The organism is Microcoleus sp. FACHB-68, assembly GCF_014695715.1.
Taxonomy (GTDB): Bacteria; Cyanobacteriota; Cyanobacteriia; order Cyanobacteriales; family Oscillatoriaceae; genus FACHB-68.
In genome coordinates this window covers 432,468-446,592 of sequence record NZ_JACJOT010000018.1, presented here as the reverse complement: position 1 = coordinate 446,592, position 14,125 = coordinate 432,468, and the positions used below count along the sequence as shown (strand labels likewise).

Sequence of the window (14,125 nt, the reverse complement as noted above, 5' to 3'; positions counted from 1 at the left end):
CATGAAAAAGTTCTTTATTTTCACTGCCAAATTCTTGATTCTCTTGACTGCCGGCTTATGTCTCAGTTTTTTGTTACAAAGATATGAGCCAGAGCCAAAAGTAGCGCTAACAATGAGTAGCAATATCCCCCAAATTTCAGCCCCTATTGAAAGTGTAATTCCTCCAGAATTTCAAGGCAAGCTATCTTTATTTATTTTAGCCGGCCAATCTAATATGTCAGGCAGAGGTGCGCTTTTACCTGCCACTTTATCTGAGAATTCTAGAATTTTTCTCTTTGGCAATGATTACGAATGGCATCTTGCTGCAGAACCTATTGATAATGCTAGAGGACAAGTTGATAGAGTGTCTCAGGATTTGGATGCCGGGTTTAGTCCTGGAATGTCATTTGCCACAACATTATTAAAACACAATCCCAATTTAATGATCGGTTTAATTCCCTGCGCCAAAGGAGGAAGTGGGATTGCAGAATGGGAAAGAAACCTGAGCAATAAAACTCTTTACGGTTCCTGTCTAAAACGCTCAATCGCTGCCTCTAGCAAAGGGGAAATTGCCGGAATGCTTTTCTTTCAAGGAGAAGCCGATGCACTCAAGCCCAAACCAGTTGCTAAAAGACCCCTTTTTCCCTATCAATGGGCAAATAAATTCTCTGCATTTGTCAATAATTTTCGTCAAGATTTAGGGTTGCCAAATTTGCCAGTTGTGTTTGCCCAAATTGGCAGTAATAAAGCACCCGGCTTATTTGTAAATTGGAAGCCGGTGCAACAACAGCAAAAATCGGTGAAGTTACCCTCAGCCGCCATGATTGTTACCGCCGATCTTCCTTTAAATGATTCGGTTCACTACACCACGAAAAGCTATGAAATTATCGGGCAAAGATTCGCCGATGCATTTTGGCAATTAACCAAAAATGATCGCTTCAATCAACCCCTCTCTGCTCCACAAGCGATTAAACTATGAAATCCTATTTTCGCCTTGTTATATGGATTAACATTTTATCTTTTTTAGTTATTTTTGTTTTAATTGCTTTAGCTCAAATTTTGGGATTTTCAGTTGGAGCTTTGTTTTCTACCCCTTTCTCTCCAGTAGATTTTCAGATAGGAATCTTAACCCATATATTCCAACTGCTGTGTACTGTTCCCCCGATTGTTTGCGCCTTTAGTTTTGCAATCCTTAATTTAATCGCATCACGTCGGAAAGAAAATTCATTTATTCTTGTTTCAGCGATTGTAACCGGCGCATTTCTTTTTAATACAATTTTTAGATTTCATATCTTTCTTTTTCGATTGGGTATCCCTAAACTTTTAACCGTCTTAGTTTACGTTATACTTGCCGGCCTCTACGGATTCACATTTAAAGAAAAAATCCAATCAACACCCTACAGACTGCTCCTCATCGGCATAGGTTTATTATTCACCGGCATTTTAGTAGATTCACTACATTTGAGCGAGTATGAAGTTTTTACCCTGCTAGAAGGAGTTCTTAAATTATTCAGTGAACTTAATATTGCTCTGTATTTTTGGGCTGTTTGCTATCAAGAAATTATGCAAGCTTTTAATGCTCGCTCAACAAAAAGTGAATTGATGTAATTAGTGAATGTGGGTGTAACAAGGGATTGTGCTTGGAGACTTTCGTCAGAAGTTTGCAGAAAAAAGCTAGAAATTCGTTGGCTGAGTTGGCTGAGTTATTCGAGCCTTGAATTATAGACGATTAAGCAAGTTAATTACAATTGTCCCCTCGATAGATGCCGACATAGCACTCTTTACGCTAATAACAGGATCGAATCTAATTGACCAATTTGTAGCGAATGGTACATCTTATGAGCTTAAAACGTCGGAATTTTTTGTTTTTAGCGGGAGCGAGTATTGGCGCAATCACAGCCGGTGCTTGCGGTGCGTCTGGAGAAAATGCCGCCACATCATCGCAGAATACCAATGCCGGCACAGCAACCCAGCCAAAAAGCGCAGCAACAATTGCTCAGAATACAACGGTGATCGAACTGCCGCCTTTACCTTACGATTACAAAGCATTAGAGCCACATATTGACGCGAAAACGATGGAGTTTCATCACGATAAACACCATGCCGCTTACGTCAAAAACCTCAACACCGCACTTGATAAACACCCAGAATTGAAAAATAAAAGTGTTGAAGAGATGTTGCGCGATCTTAATAGCGTCCCAGAAGATATTCGCACAACCATTCGCAATAATGGTGGAGGTCATATAAACCATAGTATGTTTTGGAGAATCATGAAACCCAAGGGGGGTGGAGAACCCACCGGCGCGATTGCAAATGCCATTAAGCAGAACTTTGGCAGCTTTGAAGCGTTTAAAAAACAATTTAATGAAGCAGGGAGTAAACAATTCGGCAGTGGTTGGGCGTGGCTTGTACGCTCTCGTGATGGCAAACTTCAAGTGATTAATACACCCAACCAAGATAGCCCTTTAATGCAAGGTTTGTACCCGATTATGGGTAACGATGTTTGGGAACACGCCTATTATCTAAATTACCAAAACCGCCGTGCCGATTATCTCGATGCGTGGTGGAATGTGATCAACTGGGAGGAAATCAATCAACGACTAGCACAAGCAACCGCTTAAAAACAAAAGGGAAAATAATTTTGAATTTTGAATAGAAATTTTAATTAAAAATTAATCGTTCAAAATTCAGAATTTCCCTAATTTTAAGTCTGCTGATTCTAGCTGATTTATTCTCCAAAGGCTGCTAAACCGGCACCCCAGCGGGACGGGGAATTTCTATTGATGCTGATACTTTCCGCAAATAAATGCAGTGGCGCACCCCCTGAGTTAGCGGCGTTGTAAAACCCTCAATCGACTCAATCGCGCCGCCTAACTTCTCGACAGCCGGTGTAAACGCTTCTGTCTCCTCATCTGTCCAGTGACCCCGATACAGGATTGCTTGACCTTGAGTTTTCAGCAACGGTAGAGCATATTCAGCACAAGCAGAGGCTGAACCAACGGCTCTAATTAAAGCAAGATCGTATTGCTGCCGGTGCTGCTTTTGTTTGCGAATTTCTTCGGCTCTGCCGATTAAAGCCGTGGTATTTTTTAACTGTAAATCACTGATCAGGGTATTAAGAAAGGCGATTTTTTTGCTGGTAGCATCAAGCAATGTTACCGTCCAGTCAGGCTTAGTAATTGCCACCGGCAGCCCTGGAAAACCTGCGCCACTGCCAATATCAATAACTTTAAAAGATGAATTAACGTTTCCGTCTTCTTTTAAGGCCGGCATCACTCCCCGCAAAGAATCCCACAGGTGCTTTTCCCAAAAATCCTGTGGTTCCGTAATGCGTGTTAAATTGAACTGGCGGTTTCCCTCTAAAATCAATTCGTAAAGGCGTTGAAACTGCATTTGCTGGTCGCTATCTGGCTGCCAAAAAAGTGTTTCCTGCCACAATGAGGTCATTTCTGGCAGCACTGCCGGTGTCATTTCACCCATAATTAACTGTTACTTTTTACCTATTAGTTATCAGGAGGATTAATCCGCCACTTCCGGATCTCCCCCTCTCTTCACCTGAGTGCTGATTCTCAGTTCCTAGTCCCTAATCCCTAGCCCCTCAGCACTGACAGCAGACAATTCCTGCTTGACAAGTTTACCAGGTTCCACCGCTTGCACTTCGCCGTGATTGAGCGTCCAGCAGCGATCTGCGATGCTCAACAAATCACCGGCATCGTGAGTCACAACCAGCAAACTCCAGTGAGTTTTAAGCTTTGCCAGCAAATTTACCAACTGCCGGCGCATCGACCAATCTAAGCCGGCTGTGGGTTCATCTAACATCAGCAAATGAGGTTGACGAATCAGCTGCACGGCCAAAGCAAGGCGTCGCTGCTGTCCTCCGCTTAAAGAATTGGGCGAAGTGTTTAGCGGCAAATGCCCCAAACCCACCTCCGCCAAAGCTTCTTTAACCTGTTCTGACCCTAACTCTGGGTGTCCCAGGCGCAATTCTTGTAAAACTGTGCTCCCACAAAAATGCCGTTCTGGAAACTGAAAAACTAGCCCTCCCAATTGTTGCAGGTTCTCGGCATTGAGTTCCCGCTCGCGCCAGTACACCTTGCCACTGGTCGGTTCAGCAAGACCGGCCAAAATTTCGAGTAATGTACTTTTGCCAGAACCACTCGGCCCAATCACCAGCCCCAACTGTTGGGGTGCAAGTTCTAAATTAACGGATTTGAGGATGGCAGTAGGACTGGCCGGTGGATGATAAACCAAGTTTCTCAGATAGAGCATTCAGACTTTACCGTAACAGGGTGAGCGGTTAATACCTTTTTAAATTTTAGATTTTAGATTTTAGATTGACACAACCAAAGTATTTATTCATTTTCAGCGTTATTAAAAGATGCACAATTATAGCAAAATGAAAGCGAGGGTGAAAAACACAATTGGCCTGATAATTCCAGTGTGCCCTTTTTTACGCGATCACACACACTGGATGCCGGTAGATCCAGCAGAGATCGTCACACGGCTTTCTTTTCGGTCAACTCAGCGATGCCGGTGAAAAAAAACACCACGCCGCACTGTGACGACAACTGGAACATGAAAGTGGTCACTGCGTCAACACCTCCCGGCATTTTGGATTTTTAATTTTAGTTTCAATCTAAAATGTAACCTCTAAAATCCACAACTCCTGCTTTCAAAAGAAGTCAAATATGATCACTGAATTTCTCACACCTGTGCGGATAATGAACGCCCTAACAACCCAAAGTTGTTTGAAGATTGCCGGCAGCGCTGTACTTGCATTTAGTTTATGTGCGAACCCACTTCTCGCTCAAGATCCTTTCCGAACGACAAATTCCCAAGCAATCGGAGACAAGACAGAAGCCGCTTTCAAATCTCTGTTTGAGGAAGGTGACTATAAAACAGCAAATAGCCAACTCGAACAAGCGCTATCGAGTGAGCCGAATGAGCCACTGATTTATGCGATGAAAGCATCTTTAGCCTATACAGAAGGAGATTTAGAAACTCTGAATTCTTATGGGATCAAAACTCGTGAAGTTGCTGAAGGTTTGAAAGTCAGTAACCCTCTACGCAGCAATCTTTATGTAGCCGTTGGGCATTTCTTAGAAGGTGCTTATATCCTCAGTAAGGAAGGTACAGTTAAAGGCAGTCCCGCAGCCTTGACAAAATTGCGACAAGTCTTTCAACATCTCGATGCTGCTGAAAAAATTGCTCCTCAAGATCCAGAAGTTAACTTGATTAAAGGATATATGGATCTGATGCTAGCGACAACGCTACCTTTTTCCAATCCGGATGACGCAATTTCTCGCTTAGAAAAGTATGCCGGCCCGCGCTATTTAGCTGATCGCGGTATTGCAGTTGGACGCCGAAATATGAAACAATATGATAAGGCACTCGAATCGGTTAATCGTTCCGTTGCTGAGACACCCAACAATCCCGAAGCACACTATTTAAAAGCTCAGATTTTGGTAAATCTGAAGAATAACAAAGAAGCAAAACAACATTTCCAGACCGCTTTAGCCAAACCCGAACAGCTTCCAAAAAGCCTGGTTCAGCAAATATTTTACGAACACTGCAAAAATGAAAAGCGCCTGGAGAATAAAACTTGGAATTGTGACGCAGTGCGAGATAAAATAAGAGAAGGCAAGGGTAATTGGGGTCCCAGCGAATTACCACGACTCGAATAAATCGTTAATAACAATGCAAGTACAGTTTCGAGAATTTGACCCATTTGATTTGTGGATTTGGTTGGAATTCAGTACAGTTCCAAGCAATGTAGAAAAGCAGTATGTCGAAGAAGTGTTCAGTTCCTGGTTTTTTCTAGGAAAACTAGGAGGCTTCAACGCTGAAAATCTTCAGGTGCAGGAAGCCGGCATCGATCTCAGCTACATGGACTATGACACTGACACAGCGGATAACAGCATGATGGCACTCATGCACAATATGGCAGAAGTTGACTATCAAGGAACTTGGGCGCGTTGCTGGTTTGATTTGGGCACCAGTGACGCACTCGCCCTGGATGTACTGATCAGCACCTTCAATCAATTTAGCAAAGAGTATGTCACGATTGAAAAATTGATTATTGGCGGCGAAAATCCAGACTGGCCGGTTGATAGAAAACGCAGCCAAGCTGACTTTGCCGGCGATAATTGATGAAAGATTGCAAGGGATGTAATCAATAGCGTAAAACCATGAAGTTTTGCAAAAGTAGGGGCGACATATCACGCCCCTATTTTTAATTTGTTTTAAGCTTTGAATAGTGAGAATTTGCGGGTGAGGGTAGCTAACTGAGCTGCCGGCTCAAAAAGTACAACAAGGAGGCTATCTGAAATGGTAATTGCAGCAGTTCAATCATCCAATATTCAAGCCGGCGAATCTAACAAAATTTCGCTAGAAGAATGGATGCAAAACCCACCCAACAATATGGAATGGGTAAATGGGCAATTAGAGGAGAAAACCGGCATGACACTCAAGCACAGTCGAATTCAATCAAAACTAGATTCCTATTGGCGAACTTATAAAGAATCCAGTGGACAAGGAGGAGAAGTTTATATAAGTCCACCCTGCTGCACCACTAAGCAAGGACGTAAGCCTGATGTTGCATATCTAACTCCAGAATTGCAGGCTCAATTTGGTGAGGCGGCTGCTTTACCTCAGAGTTTCCCATTATGTGCTGAAATTGTTTCTCCAACAGACTTTGCTGAAGAACTTATTGCTAAATCTCAAGAGTATTTACAGTCAGGTGGTGAAGAAGTTTGGCTCATTTTTTCTGAGAATAAATGGATTATTGTCGTGACAAAAAACCGGCAGCTCGTTTTCATTTCTGGGACAACCGTTAGCACTCAAACAGTTTTGCAAGGTTTTAGTATTGCCGTAGACGAGCTGCTAGCCTGAAATTGCAGGGGAGACTAGCACAGAGAAAAGCTTATATGTTAGCTAACCCTAATTCTCATCAACAGATGTAAGGAATCCTGACAAATGGCAGAAATTTCCTGTTTATTAAACTGACTAAATAAGATATATTCCTGTAAACATTATTATCTAAACCATTCAACCTTTGCAATCCAGGCAATGAGCTGTATACTATTCTCAGTATTTTAAAACGGCTGGCTCAACAGTTGTTAGAAATCGGCTAAACTTAGAAGCCGACATTAGAAAGCCTAAAGCTTTGTAACAACTTCTTAACTTCTCTATAAAAACCACTGACAACAATGTACAGACAAGGTGAAATTCGGGTGCTAGCCCTAGGGCTAATTCGGGATGGTGAGCGCATCTTCTTATCAGAAGGTTACGATCCGGTTAAACAACAGACATTCTATCGCGCAATGGGGGGAGGCGTTGACTTTGGTGAAACCAGCCGGCAAGCCTTAGAACGGGAATTTCAAGAGGAAATTCAAGCGGAATTAACCAATATTCATTATTTAGGTTGTCTAGAAAACCTCTTTGTATTCAACGGAAACCCTGGACACGAATTGATTCAGCTTTATCAGTGTGACTTTGTTGATCGCAAATTTTATGAGCTAGAGCAATTCACCTTTGCCGAAGGTGAACGGCAAAAAACAGCGCTGTGGGTAGATATTGAACGCTGTAAATCTGGAGAGTTACGGCTAGTTCCTGAAGCGTTTTTCGACTATTTATCAGCGCAGCTTTGAAAAAATTGGGTTATTTTATAAATAACCCTTAAATCTCCTCAATTCTTTTTAACTCATAGCCGGCAGCCGGCATATCCTGAACTTAGCTAACATTTGCTGTAAAGCTAGACACAGCGAATGGATTTCCCTATTCAAGGCGATCATAGGTGCAACTTCCTAACCGCCCTCTCCTCAATAGCAAACCTGTGACAAAAATTGCTGCCCCAAAAATTTCAGGCTTAAACCGGCAAACTTATCAACGCATGAAACTGGCGTTGAGTCTGGATCTGCGCCGGCAAATTTTTGTGGGAGTGTGTGACGATCTGCCTCTGCGCGATCTCCTCGCAGCTCATTTACAGGCGGAACTCGGCTATCCTCTGCCAGAGGAACAAACCGAAGAAACCCCTGAACCCCTAGAAAAATCGAACCTTCCGGGAATAGTCAGCTTGCGGCTGAACTTGCGCCACCCCAATCCTATCGCTCAAATTGTCCAGTGGTTCGCCCAGCATCCCGCCCTTAACAACACCGGCACCTCACCTGGCTTTCAAATTCTAGGCGTAGAACGTTTAACGCGCCAGCAGCCGGCATTACAATGGTCATTTCTTAGCTATCTGCGCGATATTGAGCGCACCCTGCCCACCTTAGAGTCTAACCTGTTGCTTTGGGTGCCCCGCCCTTGGTTGCGTTCCATCCAAGAGTCTGCACCGGAATTTTGGAGTTGGCGCACCGGCGTCTTTGAATTTGAAGGCGATCCCAAGCCGGCAACCCCCTCCGACAACCACCAAGGCGCACCCCAGAATCGCACAGCCGCTAAGAAAAAAGCCACTCTACCGGCTAACCTGAAGGCAAAAGCCCCCAGCCAACCTGATCGGCAACAACCCCCCCGCAGACAACCACAGCCGCAAGAGAGCAGTCAAACGGCGCAGACTCCGATTGATCACTCACACTTCATCCTCGATCCGGCTGACTTTGGCAACACCCACCTTGAAGATGAGCTAGAGCTTAATCATTCAGTTGGGGCGCTAGACTCCGCCAGTCCAAAGATACAGGAACCGCTGTTACCGTCTCCCCCTCCCCACTCACCCGACAAAAAACAACTAAAAACCGAAAACTTAGACTTCAAACTTCAGCCTTCAGACTTCAGCCGGCTTAAACAAGAGTCGAAAACAGTCGCCGAATTGGTGGATTTAGTCTTAGCCAGTGCCACCCAAGAAGCCGGTTGGGATGGGGAATTAAAGCATTCCCAGCCGATCCAAAGCTTGCAAACAATCGAGCAATTACACCGGCAACCCCACGCACCAGCCGCCTTGGCAAGCGCCTATCAATCCCTCGGAGATATTTACCGCACGCGCATCGAACAGGGAGACGCCACACAGCAAAACCTGACGATCGCCATTCGCGCTTATGAGCAAATGCTGGAATTTCAGGATGCGGCGTCTCCTCAAGTTCCGGATATTTTAAATGATTTAGGCAACCTCTACTGGATGCTGTCGCGTTATGTGATGCCGGCAGAGCAAAAATTGCCTTACTTAGAGTTGGGAATTCACGCATATCACGCAGCGTTGATGAATATCAACCCGCAAACCCAGCCCCAATCTTATGCGATGATTCAGAATAACTTGGGAGCTGTTTACGGAGATTTGGCGCGTTATCGAGAGCCGGCAGAAAACCTGCATCAATCGGTTTTAGCCTATCAAGAAGCCCTGAGATACCGCCGGTGGGAAGTAGACAACCCCAATACGGGAACGCCGGCACAGTATGCCTCAACCCTAAATAACTTAGGCACCGCTTACTGGAATTTAGCACAGCACCAACAGCCAATTCCCAACCTCAAGCAAGCGATTTCAGCCTATAACGAAGCCCTGCGGTACTACAGCCCAGACCGGCAGCCCCTCGACTATGCCATGATTCAAAATAACTTGGGTACAGCGTATTGGAATTTGGCACAGTACGAACAACCTGAAGACTATCTCTTACTCGCCATCAGCGCCTATCAAATTGCCTTGGGTTATCGTACCGCAGACGCAATGCCCGCCGCCTGCGCCGCCACGCAAAATAACTTAGGCACCGCCTACTGGCATTTAGCAAATCAAGCCAAAAACAAGCCGGTAGAGCGCTTTGAGTTCTTGCAACACGCCATCTCTGCCTACGAAGCCGCCTTGAATGTGGCACAACAACTGGCTGCCGGCACTCAACCCCTAAAAGCGCTCAGTTTCGATATTTTTTCCACCCATAACAATTTAGGCTTAGCTCACTATCAAATTGCCACAGATCAGCAAGTGCCAATGGATAAAGCCAGCCGATCTGCCCATTTAGACACCGCACTGCACCACCATTTGCAAGCCTTGCAGGGATGGCAGCAGCAACCAGATTTTTATCAAACCGCCATGAGTTTTGTTGTGCAAACCATCCGCGCATTCTACGCAGAAGGCGGATTTCAAGCACAAAACGCAGTCCTGTCAAAGATTCCGGGTCAATTGTTACCCGAAATCATGCGCCGGTTGTAGAGATAGGCGTGGGGCATTGGGCATTGGGCATGGGGCATGGGACTAGGAAAGAATTTAGAAGTAGAAGTAGCGATTGTCTTGTTGGGGACAGTCAAAATATCTCAGCGCCTTATTGGAGTGGGAGAAAAATAGCGGCGCAGCAGACGGGGGGATTGTTGTCCACAGTCTACAATCAAAGAAAGTAGATTTAAGTGTTTATCGCAACAACATTTTAGACAGTCCCACCAGAAACTTTAATTTATAGTTGTGCCTACCGTGCCCCAAAACCTTCAAGAGCAAGAACTAGACTTAAGAACGCTGTTTCCATTTGACCTAGATCAGTTTCAGATGGATGCGATCGCCGCCCTGAATGCCGATCGATCCGTGGTTGTGTGCGCCCCCACCGGCTCCGGGAAAACTTTAATTGGAGAATATGCCATCTACCGCGCTCTGGCTAGCGGACGCCGGGTCTTCTATACCACACCATTAAAGGCTCTGTCAAATCAAAAGTTACGAGATTTCCGCGAACAATTTGGTGCTGATCGAGTTGGGCTAGTCACCGGCGATGTCTCCGTCAATCGTGATGCCCCGATCTTGGTGATGACTACGGAAATTTTCCGTAATATGCTCTACGGCACCCGCATTGGAGAAGTCGGGACTTCTTTAATTGGTGTGGAAACGGTGGTGCTTGATGAGTGTCACTACATGAACGACCGGCAGCGCGGCACGGTTTGGGAAGAGTCTATCATCTACTGCCCCCGTGAAATTCAACTGGTCGCCCTCTCCGCAACCGTGGCCAACAGCGGCCAACTCACAGATTGGATCGCCCAAGTACATGGCCCGACGGATCTTATTTACTCGGACTTTCGCCCCGTTCCCCTAGATTTTCACTACTGTATGCCGAAAGGGCTATTTCCCCTGCTGGATAACAGTGGCAAGAAAATTAGTCCCCGCCTCAAACCCAAAGGGGGCAAACCGAAAGGAGGCCGGCCAGAAGCGCCGAGTATGCCGTTTCTGCTGTCGATTCTACAGCAGCGGGATATGTTGCCGGCGATTTACTTTATCTTCAGTCGTCGGGGATGCGATAAAGCAGTTGCAGACTGTGCGGAACTCAGCCTTGTGAGCAAGCGAGAAACCCAACAGCTAAAACTGCGAATTGATGACTTTTTGGCCCGTAACCCAGATGCCGGTCGTGCCGGCCAAGTGGAACCGTTGTATCGCGGAATTGCCGCCCACCACGCGGGAATTTTACCGGCTTGGAAAGGTTTAGTTGAAGAACTGTTTCAAGAAGGTCTGATTAAGGTCGTATTCGCAACAGAAACCCTAGCGGCGGGGATTAATATGCCGGCTCGCACCACAGTAATTTCCAGCCTTTCCAAGCGCACAGACGACGGCCACAGATTGCTGAAAGCCTCGGAATTTCTACAAATGGCAGGGCGTGCCGGTCGTCGGGGCATGGATGAATTGGGCCACGTCGTCACCGTGCAGACGCCGTTTGAAGGGGCGAAGGAAGCGGCTTATCTCGCCACTGCCGGTGCTGATCCCTTGGTGAGTCAGTTTGCCCCCAGCTATGGCATGGTGTTGAATTTGCTGCAAACCCATTCCCTAGAGGAAGCAAAGGAACTGGTGGAACGCAGTTTCGGCCAATATCTGGCAAATCTGTCTCTGCGACCTCAACAGGACGAAATCGCAGTTTTGCAGAAAGAATTAGATCAAGTGCAGTCCCAGCTGGAATCGATTGACCCGAATGTGCTGTCTCGGTATGAAAAATTGCACGAACGGCTCAAAGTCGAGCGGCAACTGTTCAAAACATTGCAAGAACAAGCGACGCAAGTCTCAGCGAGTGAGATATTTGTGGCCTTGCCCTATACAATGCCAGGGACAATTCTTAGGCTGAAAGGTAAGCACGTGCGTTATAGTGAGCCGATCAGCGCGGTATTAGTCACGCGAGTGGCCGGTTCTGGCCAAGTCCCCTACTTAGTTTGCCTGGGGCGGGATAACCGCTGGTATGTGGTGACGATGAGTGATGTGGTGGGTTTGCATCCAGAGTTGCCCAGAGTGCAAGGGGTAGACCGGCTGGAAGGGCTGCCGGTGGAATTGTCACTCAAACCCGGTGCTTCCCGCCAAGGCACAGAGGCTACGGCAATCGTCGCACAGCAGATTCCGGAACCGTCAGTGGCGGAGGAAGCCCCAGAAGTTGTGGAACAGATGCAACGGGTAATCGCGGTGCAAGAGCAAATCGCATCTCACCCGATCCATCAGTGGGGTGAGCCGGCAGCCTTGCTGAAGCGTCAGCGGCGGGCAACCAATCTGGCAGCAGAAATTGAAAAATACAAAGGCCATCTGCATAAACAATCCCAGCGTCATTGGGAAGAGTTTCTCGACCTAATCGACATTTTGGTGCATTTTGGCGGCTTGGAAGGAGAACCGCCGGCTCAGCCCTACAAACCCACCTTCTTAGGGGAAGCCGCAGCAGCCATTCGCGGCGATAACGAACTTTGGCTGGGGCTGGTTCTGATGTCTGGGGAATTGGATGAACTTGACCCCCATCACCTCGCGGCTGCTTGTGCTGCCTTAGTGACGGAGGTTTCTCGACCGGGCACCTGGGCTAATTATGATCTTTCGGCTGAAGTGCAGGAAGCTTTAGGGGGCTTGCGAAGCATCCGGCGGGCGCTGTTCCAGTTGCAGCGTCGCTATCGTGTAGCGCTGCCTATCTGGTTAGAACTTGATTTAATTGCCTTGGTGGAGCAGTGGGCAATGGAGGTAGAATGGCCCGAACTCTGCGAGAACACCAGTTTAGATGAGGGGGATGTTGTGCGAATTCTCCGCCGTACGCTGGATTTTCTCTCTCAGGTGCCTCATGTCCCCCACATCTCAGAGACGCTGAAGCGCAACGCCTATCGCGCCATGCAGTTAATTGATCGCTTCCCGGTCAATGAAGCGCTTGATTAATTGGGGAAATGGTATTCATTGCTAACATGAATTTCCAGTCAAGGCGTAATTTGAGAGTTTACGCCTTGACTAAATGGAAAAGATGTAGTATTAAATGCTAAATTCCTGCACCGTCGAGAAACTGCTGAATTTCCTTATCCCTAAGTCGGCAATTTGGGGCGGCATCAGGTGCGTGTGGCCTAGTGGAAGCGCCGACTAAAACCGGCGTTCTTACGGCTGAACTGTCTGCCGGCAAATTAGCATTTGCTGTAGATTTTTGGCTGTGTAGGTTTTGAACTTGTTCTTCGAGCGCTTCAATTCTATCAAGCAAGGCACGAATCACGGTTGCCTCAGAATCCGGTAGCTGGCCATGTTCCAGCGGATTAACCCGAACCCCAGAGCGGTAGACGATTCTACCGGGAATTCCCACCACGGTGCAATCGGAAGGGACATCTCGCAGCACCACAGAACCGGCACCGATGCGGACGTTATTACCAATTTGGAGATTGCCAAGAACTTTGGCACCGGCACCCACGACAACACATTCGCCTAAGGTGGGGTGACGCTTGCCACTTTCTTTGCCGGTGCCACCGAGGGTTACACCTTGGTAGATGAGGGCGTAATCTCCGACAATGGCAGTTTCCCCGATCACAACTCCCATGCCGTGGTCAATAAAAATCCCCTTGCCGATTGTCGCACCCGGATGAATTTCTACGCCGGTGAAAAACCGAGCCAAGTGAGAAATCAGGCGAGGGATGAAGGGAATTTTCAGCAGGTGCAACCAGTGAGCCAGCCGGTAAAACACCAACGCTTGCAAACCAGGGTAGCAAAACAAAACTTCTAACCAGTTACGTGCAGCTGGGTCACGCTCAAAAATGATGCGGAAGTCGGCAGCAAGAGTATTTAGCACGAGATGTTATCCACTTTTGGCAAAACATACCACCTTATATATTATCGCCGTTGTTGCCGGTGTCCTCTGCCAAAATTCAGATGCCGATGCTGTCGTGTCTTGATTTTCAGTTAAATTGTCTGACTCAAATATCAACAGTTGCAGACAATCGGCAAAATTTTAGACTATAGGGATGGGTGTGTGTATTAAGA

General features: G+C 46.6%; 12 protein-coding genes. 9 read left to right on the top strand and 3 right to left on the bottom strand.

All coding sequences use genetic code 11. The features are described from left to right. Position 1: 1 nt before the first annotated feature. The 3 genes from H6F73_RS25645 (at position 2) to H6F73_RS25635 (ending at position 2,600) form a co-directional block, all read left to right on the top strand. Positions 2 to 958, top strand: coding sequence for a sialate O-acetylesterase (locus tag H6F73_RS25645; RefSeq protein ID WP_190761571.1), 957 nt, complete (start codon positions 2 to 4; stop codon positions 956 to 958). Further along, positions 955 to 1,587: a hypothetical protein gene (locus H6F73_RS25640; protein ID WP_190761570.1), complete on the top strand. Its 633-nt coding sequence runs from the start codon at positions 955 to 957 to the stop codon at positions 1,585 to 1,587. The genes H6F73_RS25645 and H6F73_RS25640 overlap by 4 nt, the downstream gene beginning before the upstream one ends. 230 nt (positions 1,588 to 1,817) lie before the next feature. Then, positions 1,818 to 2,600, top strand: coding sequence for a superoxide dismutase (locus tag H6F73_RS25635; RefSeq protein ID WP_190761569.1), 783 nt, complete (start codon positions 1,818 to 1,820; stop codon positions 2,598 to 2,600). Positions 2,601 to 2,724: 124 nt separating this feature from the next. On the opposite strand, the gene rsmG is transcribed toward H6F73_RS25635, so the two are convergent. Together rsmG and H6F73_RS25625 are read right to left on the bottom strand one after the other, a co-directional pair. Beyond that, complete coding sequence (gene rsmG / locus H6F73_RS25630) at positions 2,725 to 3,459, bottom strand: 16S rRNA (guanine(527)-N(7))-methyltransferase RsmG (RefSeq protein ID WP_242072654.1); 735 nt, start codon at positions 3,457 to 3,459, stop codon at positions 2,725 to 2,727. 96 nt (positions 3,460 to 3,555) lie between these two features. After that, positions 3,556 to 4,248, bottom strand: a complete 693-nt coding sequence (locus tag H6F73_RS25625; protein WP_190761568.1) for an energy-coupling factor ABC transporter ATP-binding protein — start codon at positions 4,246 to 4,248, stop codon at positions 3,556 to 3,558. 419 nt (positions 4,249 to 4,667) lie between these two features. Between H6F73_RS25625 and H6F73_RS25620 the strand changes: the two genes are divergently transcribed. The 6 genes from H6F73_RS25620 to H6F73_RS25595 all read left to right on the top strand — a co-directional run bounded on the left by H6F73_RS25620 (position 4,668) and on the right by H6F73_RS25595 (position 13,045). Then, on the top strand, positions 4,668 to 5,663 hold the full coding sequence (locus tag H6F73_RS25620; RefSeq protein WP_190761567.1) for a Sll0314/Alr1548 family TPR repeat-containing protein: 996 nt from the start codon (positions 4,668 to 4,670) through the stop codon (positions 5,661 to 5,663). Positions 5,664 to 5,676: 13 nt separating this feature from the next. Then, complete coding sequence (locus H6F73_RS25615; protein ID WP_190761566.1) at positions 5,677 to 6,129, top strand: DUF3531 family protein; 453 nt, start codon at positions 5,677 to 5,679, stop codon at positions 6,127 to 6,129. 177 nt (positions 6,130 to 6,306) lie between these two features. Then, the gene (locus tag H6F73_RS25610; protein WP_190761565.1) at positions 6,307 to 6,870 is read left to right on the top strand and encodes a Uma2 family endonuclease; all 564 of its coding nucleotides are present in this window, start codon (positions 6,307 to 6,309) and stop codon (positions 6,868 to 6,870) included. Between the two features lie 317 nt (positions 6,871 to 7,187). Next, positions 7,188 to 7,628 (top strand): NUDIX hydrolase, encoded by a 441-nt coding sequence (locus tag H6F73_RS25605; protein WP_190761564.1) that lies wholly within the window; start codon positions 7,188 to 7,190, stop codon positions 7,626 to 7,628. Positions 7,629 to 7,774: 146 nt separating this feature from the next. Beyond that, complete coding sequence (locus tag H6F73_RS25600; RefSeq protein WP_347239616.1) at positions 7,775 to 10,114, top strand: tetratricopeptide repeat protein; 2,340 nt, start codon at positions 7,775 to 7,777, stop codon at positions 10,112 to 10,114. Positions 10,115 to 10,360: 246 nt separating this feature from the next. Beyond that, on the top strand, positions 10,361 to 13,045 hold the full coding sequence (locus H6F73_RS25595; protein WP_347239615.1) for a DEAD/DEAH box helicase: 2,685 nt from the start codon (positions 10,361 to 10,363) through the stop codon (positions 13,043 to 13,045). A gap of 97 nt (positions 13,046 to 13,142) precedes the next feature. Here H6F73_RS25595 and cysE read toward each other — a convergent pair whose 3' ends face one another. Continuing rightward, complete coding sequence (gene cysE / locus H6F73_RS25590) at positions 13,143 to 13,934, bottom strand: serine O-acetyltransferase (RefSeq protein ID WP_190761563.1); 792 nt, start codon at positions 13,932 to 13,934, stop codon at positions 13,143 to 13,145. Positions 13,935 to 14,125 lie beyond the last annotated feature (191 nt).

Bases quoted from the DNA above. Each gene is read 5' to 3' on its own strand.
- H6F73_RS25645 (WP_190761571.1), top strand. From the start codon at position 2: ATGAAAAAGTTCTTTATTTTCACTGCCAAATTCTTGATTCTCTTGACT.
- H6F73_RS25640 (WP_190761570.1), top strand. From the start codon at position 955: ATGAAATCCTATTTTCGCCTTGTTATATGGATTAACATTTTATCTTTT.
- H6F73_RS25635 (WP_190761569.1), top strand. From the start codon at position 1,818: ATGAGCTTAAAACGTCGGAATTTTTTGTTTTTAGCGGGAGCGAGTATT.
- rsmG (WP_242072654.1), bottom strand. From the start codon at position 3,459: ATGGGTGAAATGACACCGGCAGTGCTGCCAGAAATGACCTCATTGTGG.
- H6F73_RS25625 (WP_190761568.1), bottom strand. From the start codon at position 4,248: ATGCTCTATCTGAGAAACTTGGTTTATCATCCACCGGCCAGTCCTACT.
- H6F73_RS25620 (WP_190761567.1), top strand. From the start codon at position 4,668: ATGATCACTGAATTTCTCACACCTGTGCGGATAATGAACGCCCTAACA.
- H6F73_RS25615 (WP_190761566.1), top strand. From the start codon at position 5,677: ATGCAAGTACAGTTTCGAGAATTTGACCCATTTGATTTGTGGATTTGG.
- H6F73_RS25610 (WP_190761565.1), top strand. From the start codon at position 6,307: ATGGTAATTGCAGCAGTTCAATCATCCAATATTCAAGCCGGCGAATCT.
- H6F73_RS25605 (WP_190761564.1), top strand. From the start codon at position 7,188: ATGTACAGACAAGGTGAAATTCGGGTGCTAGCCCTAGGGCTAATTCGG.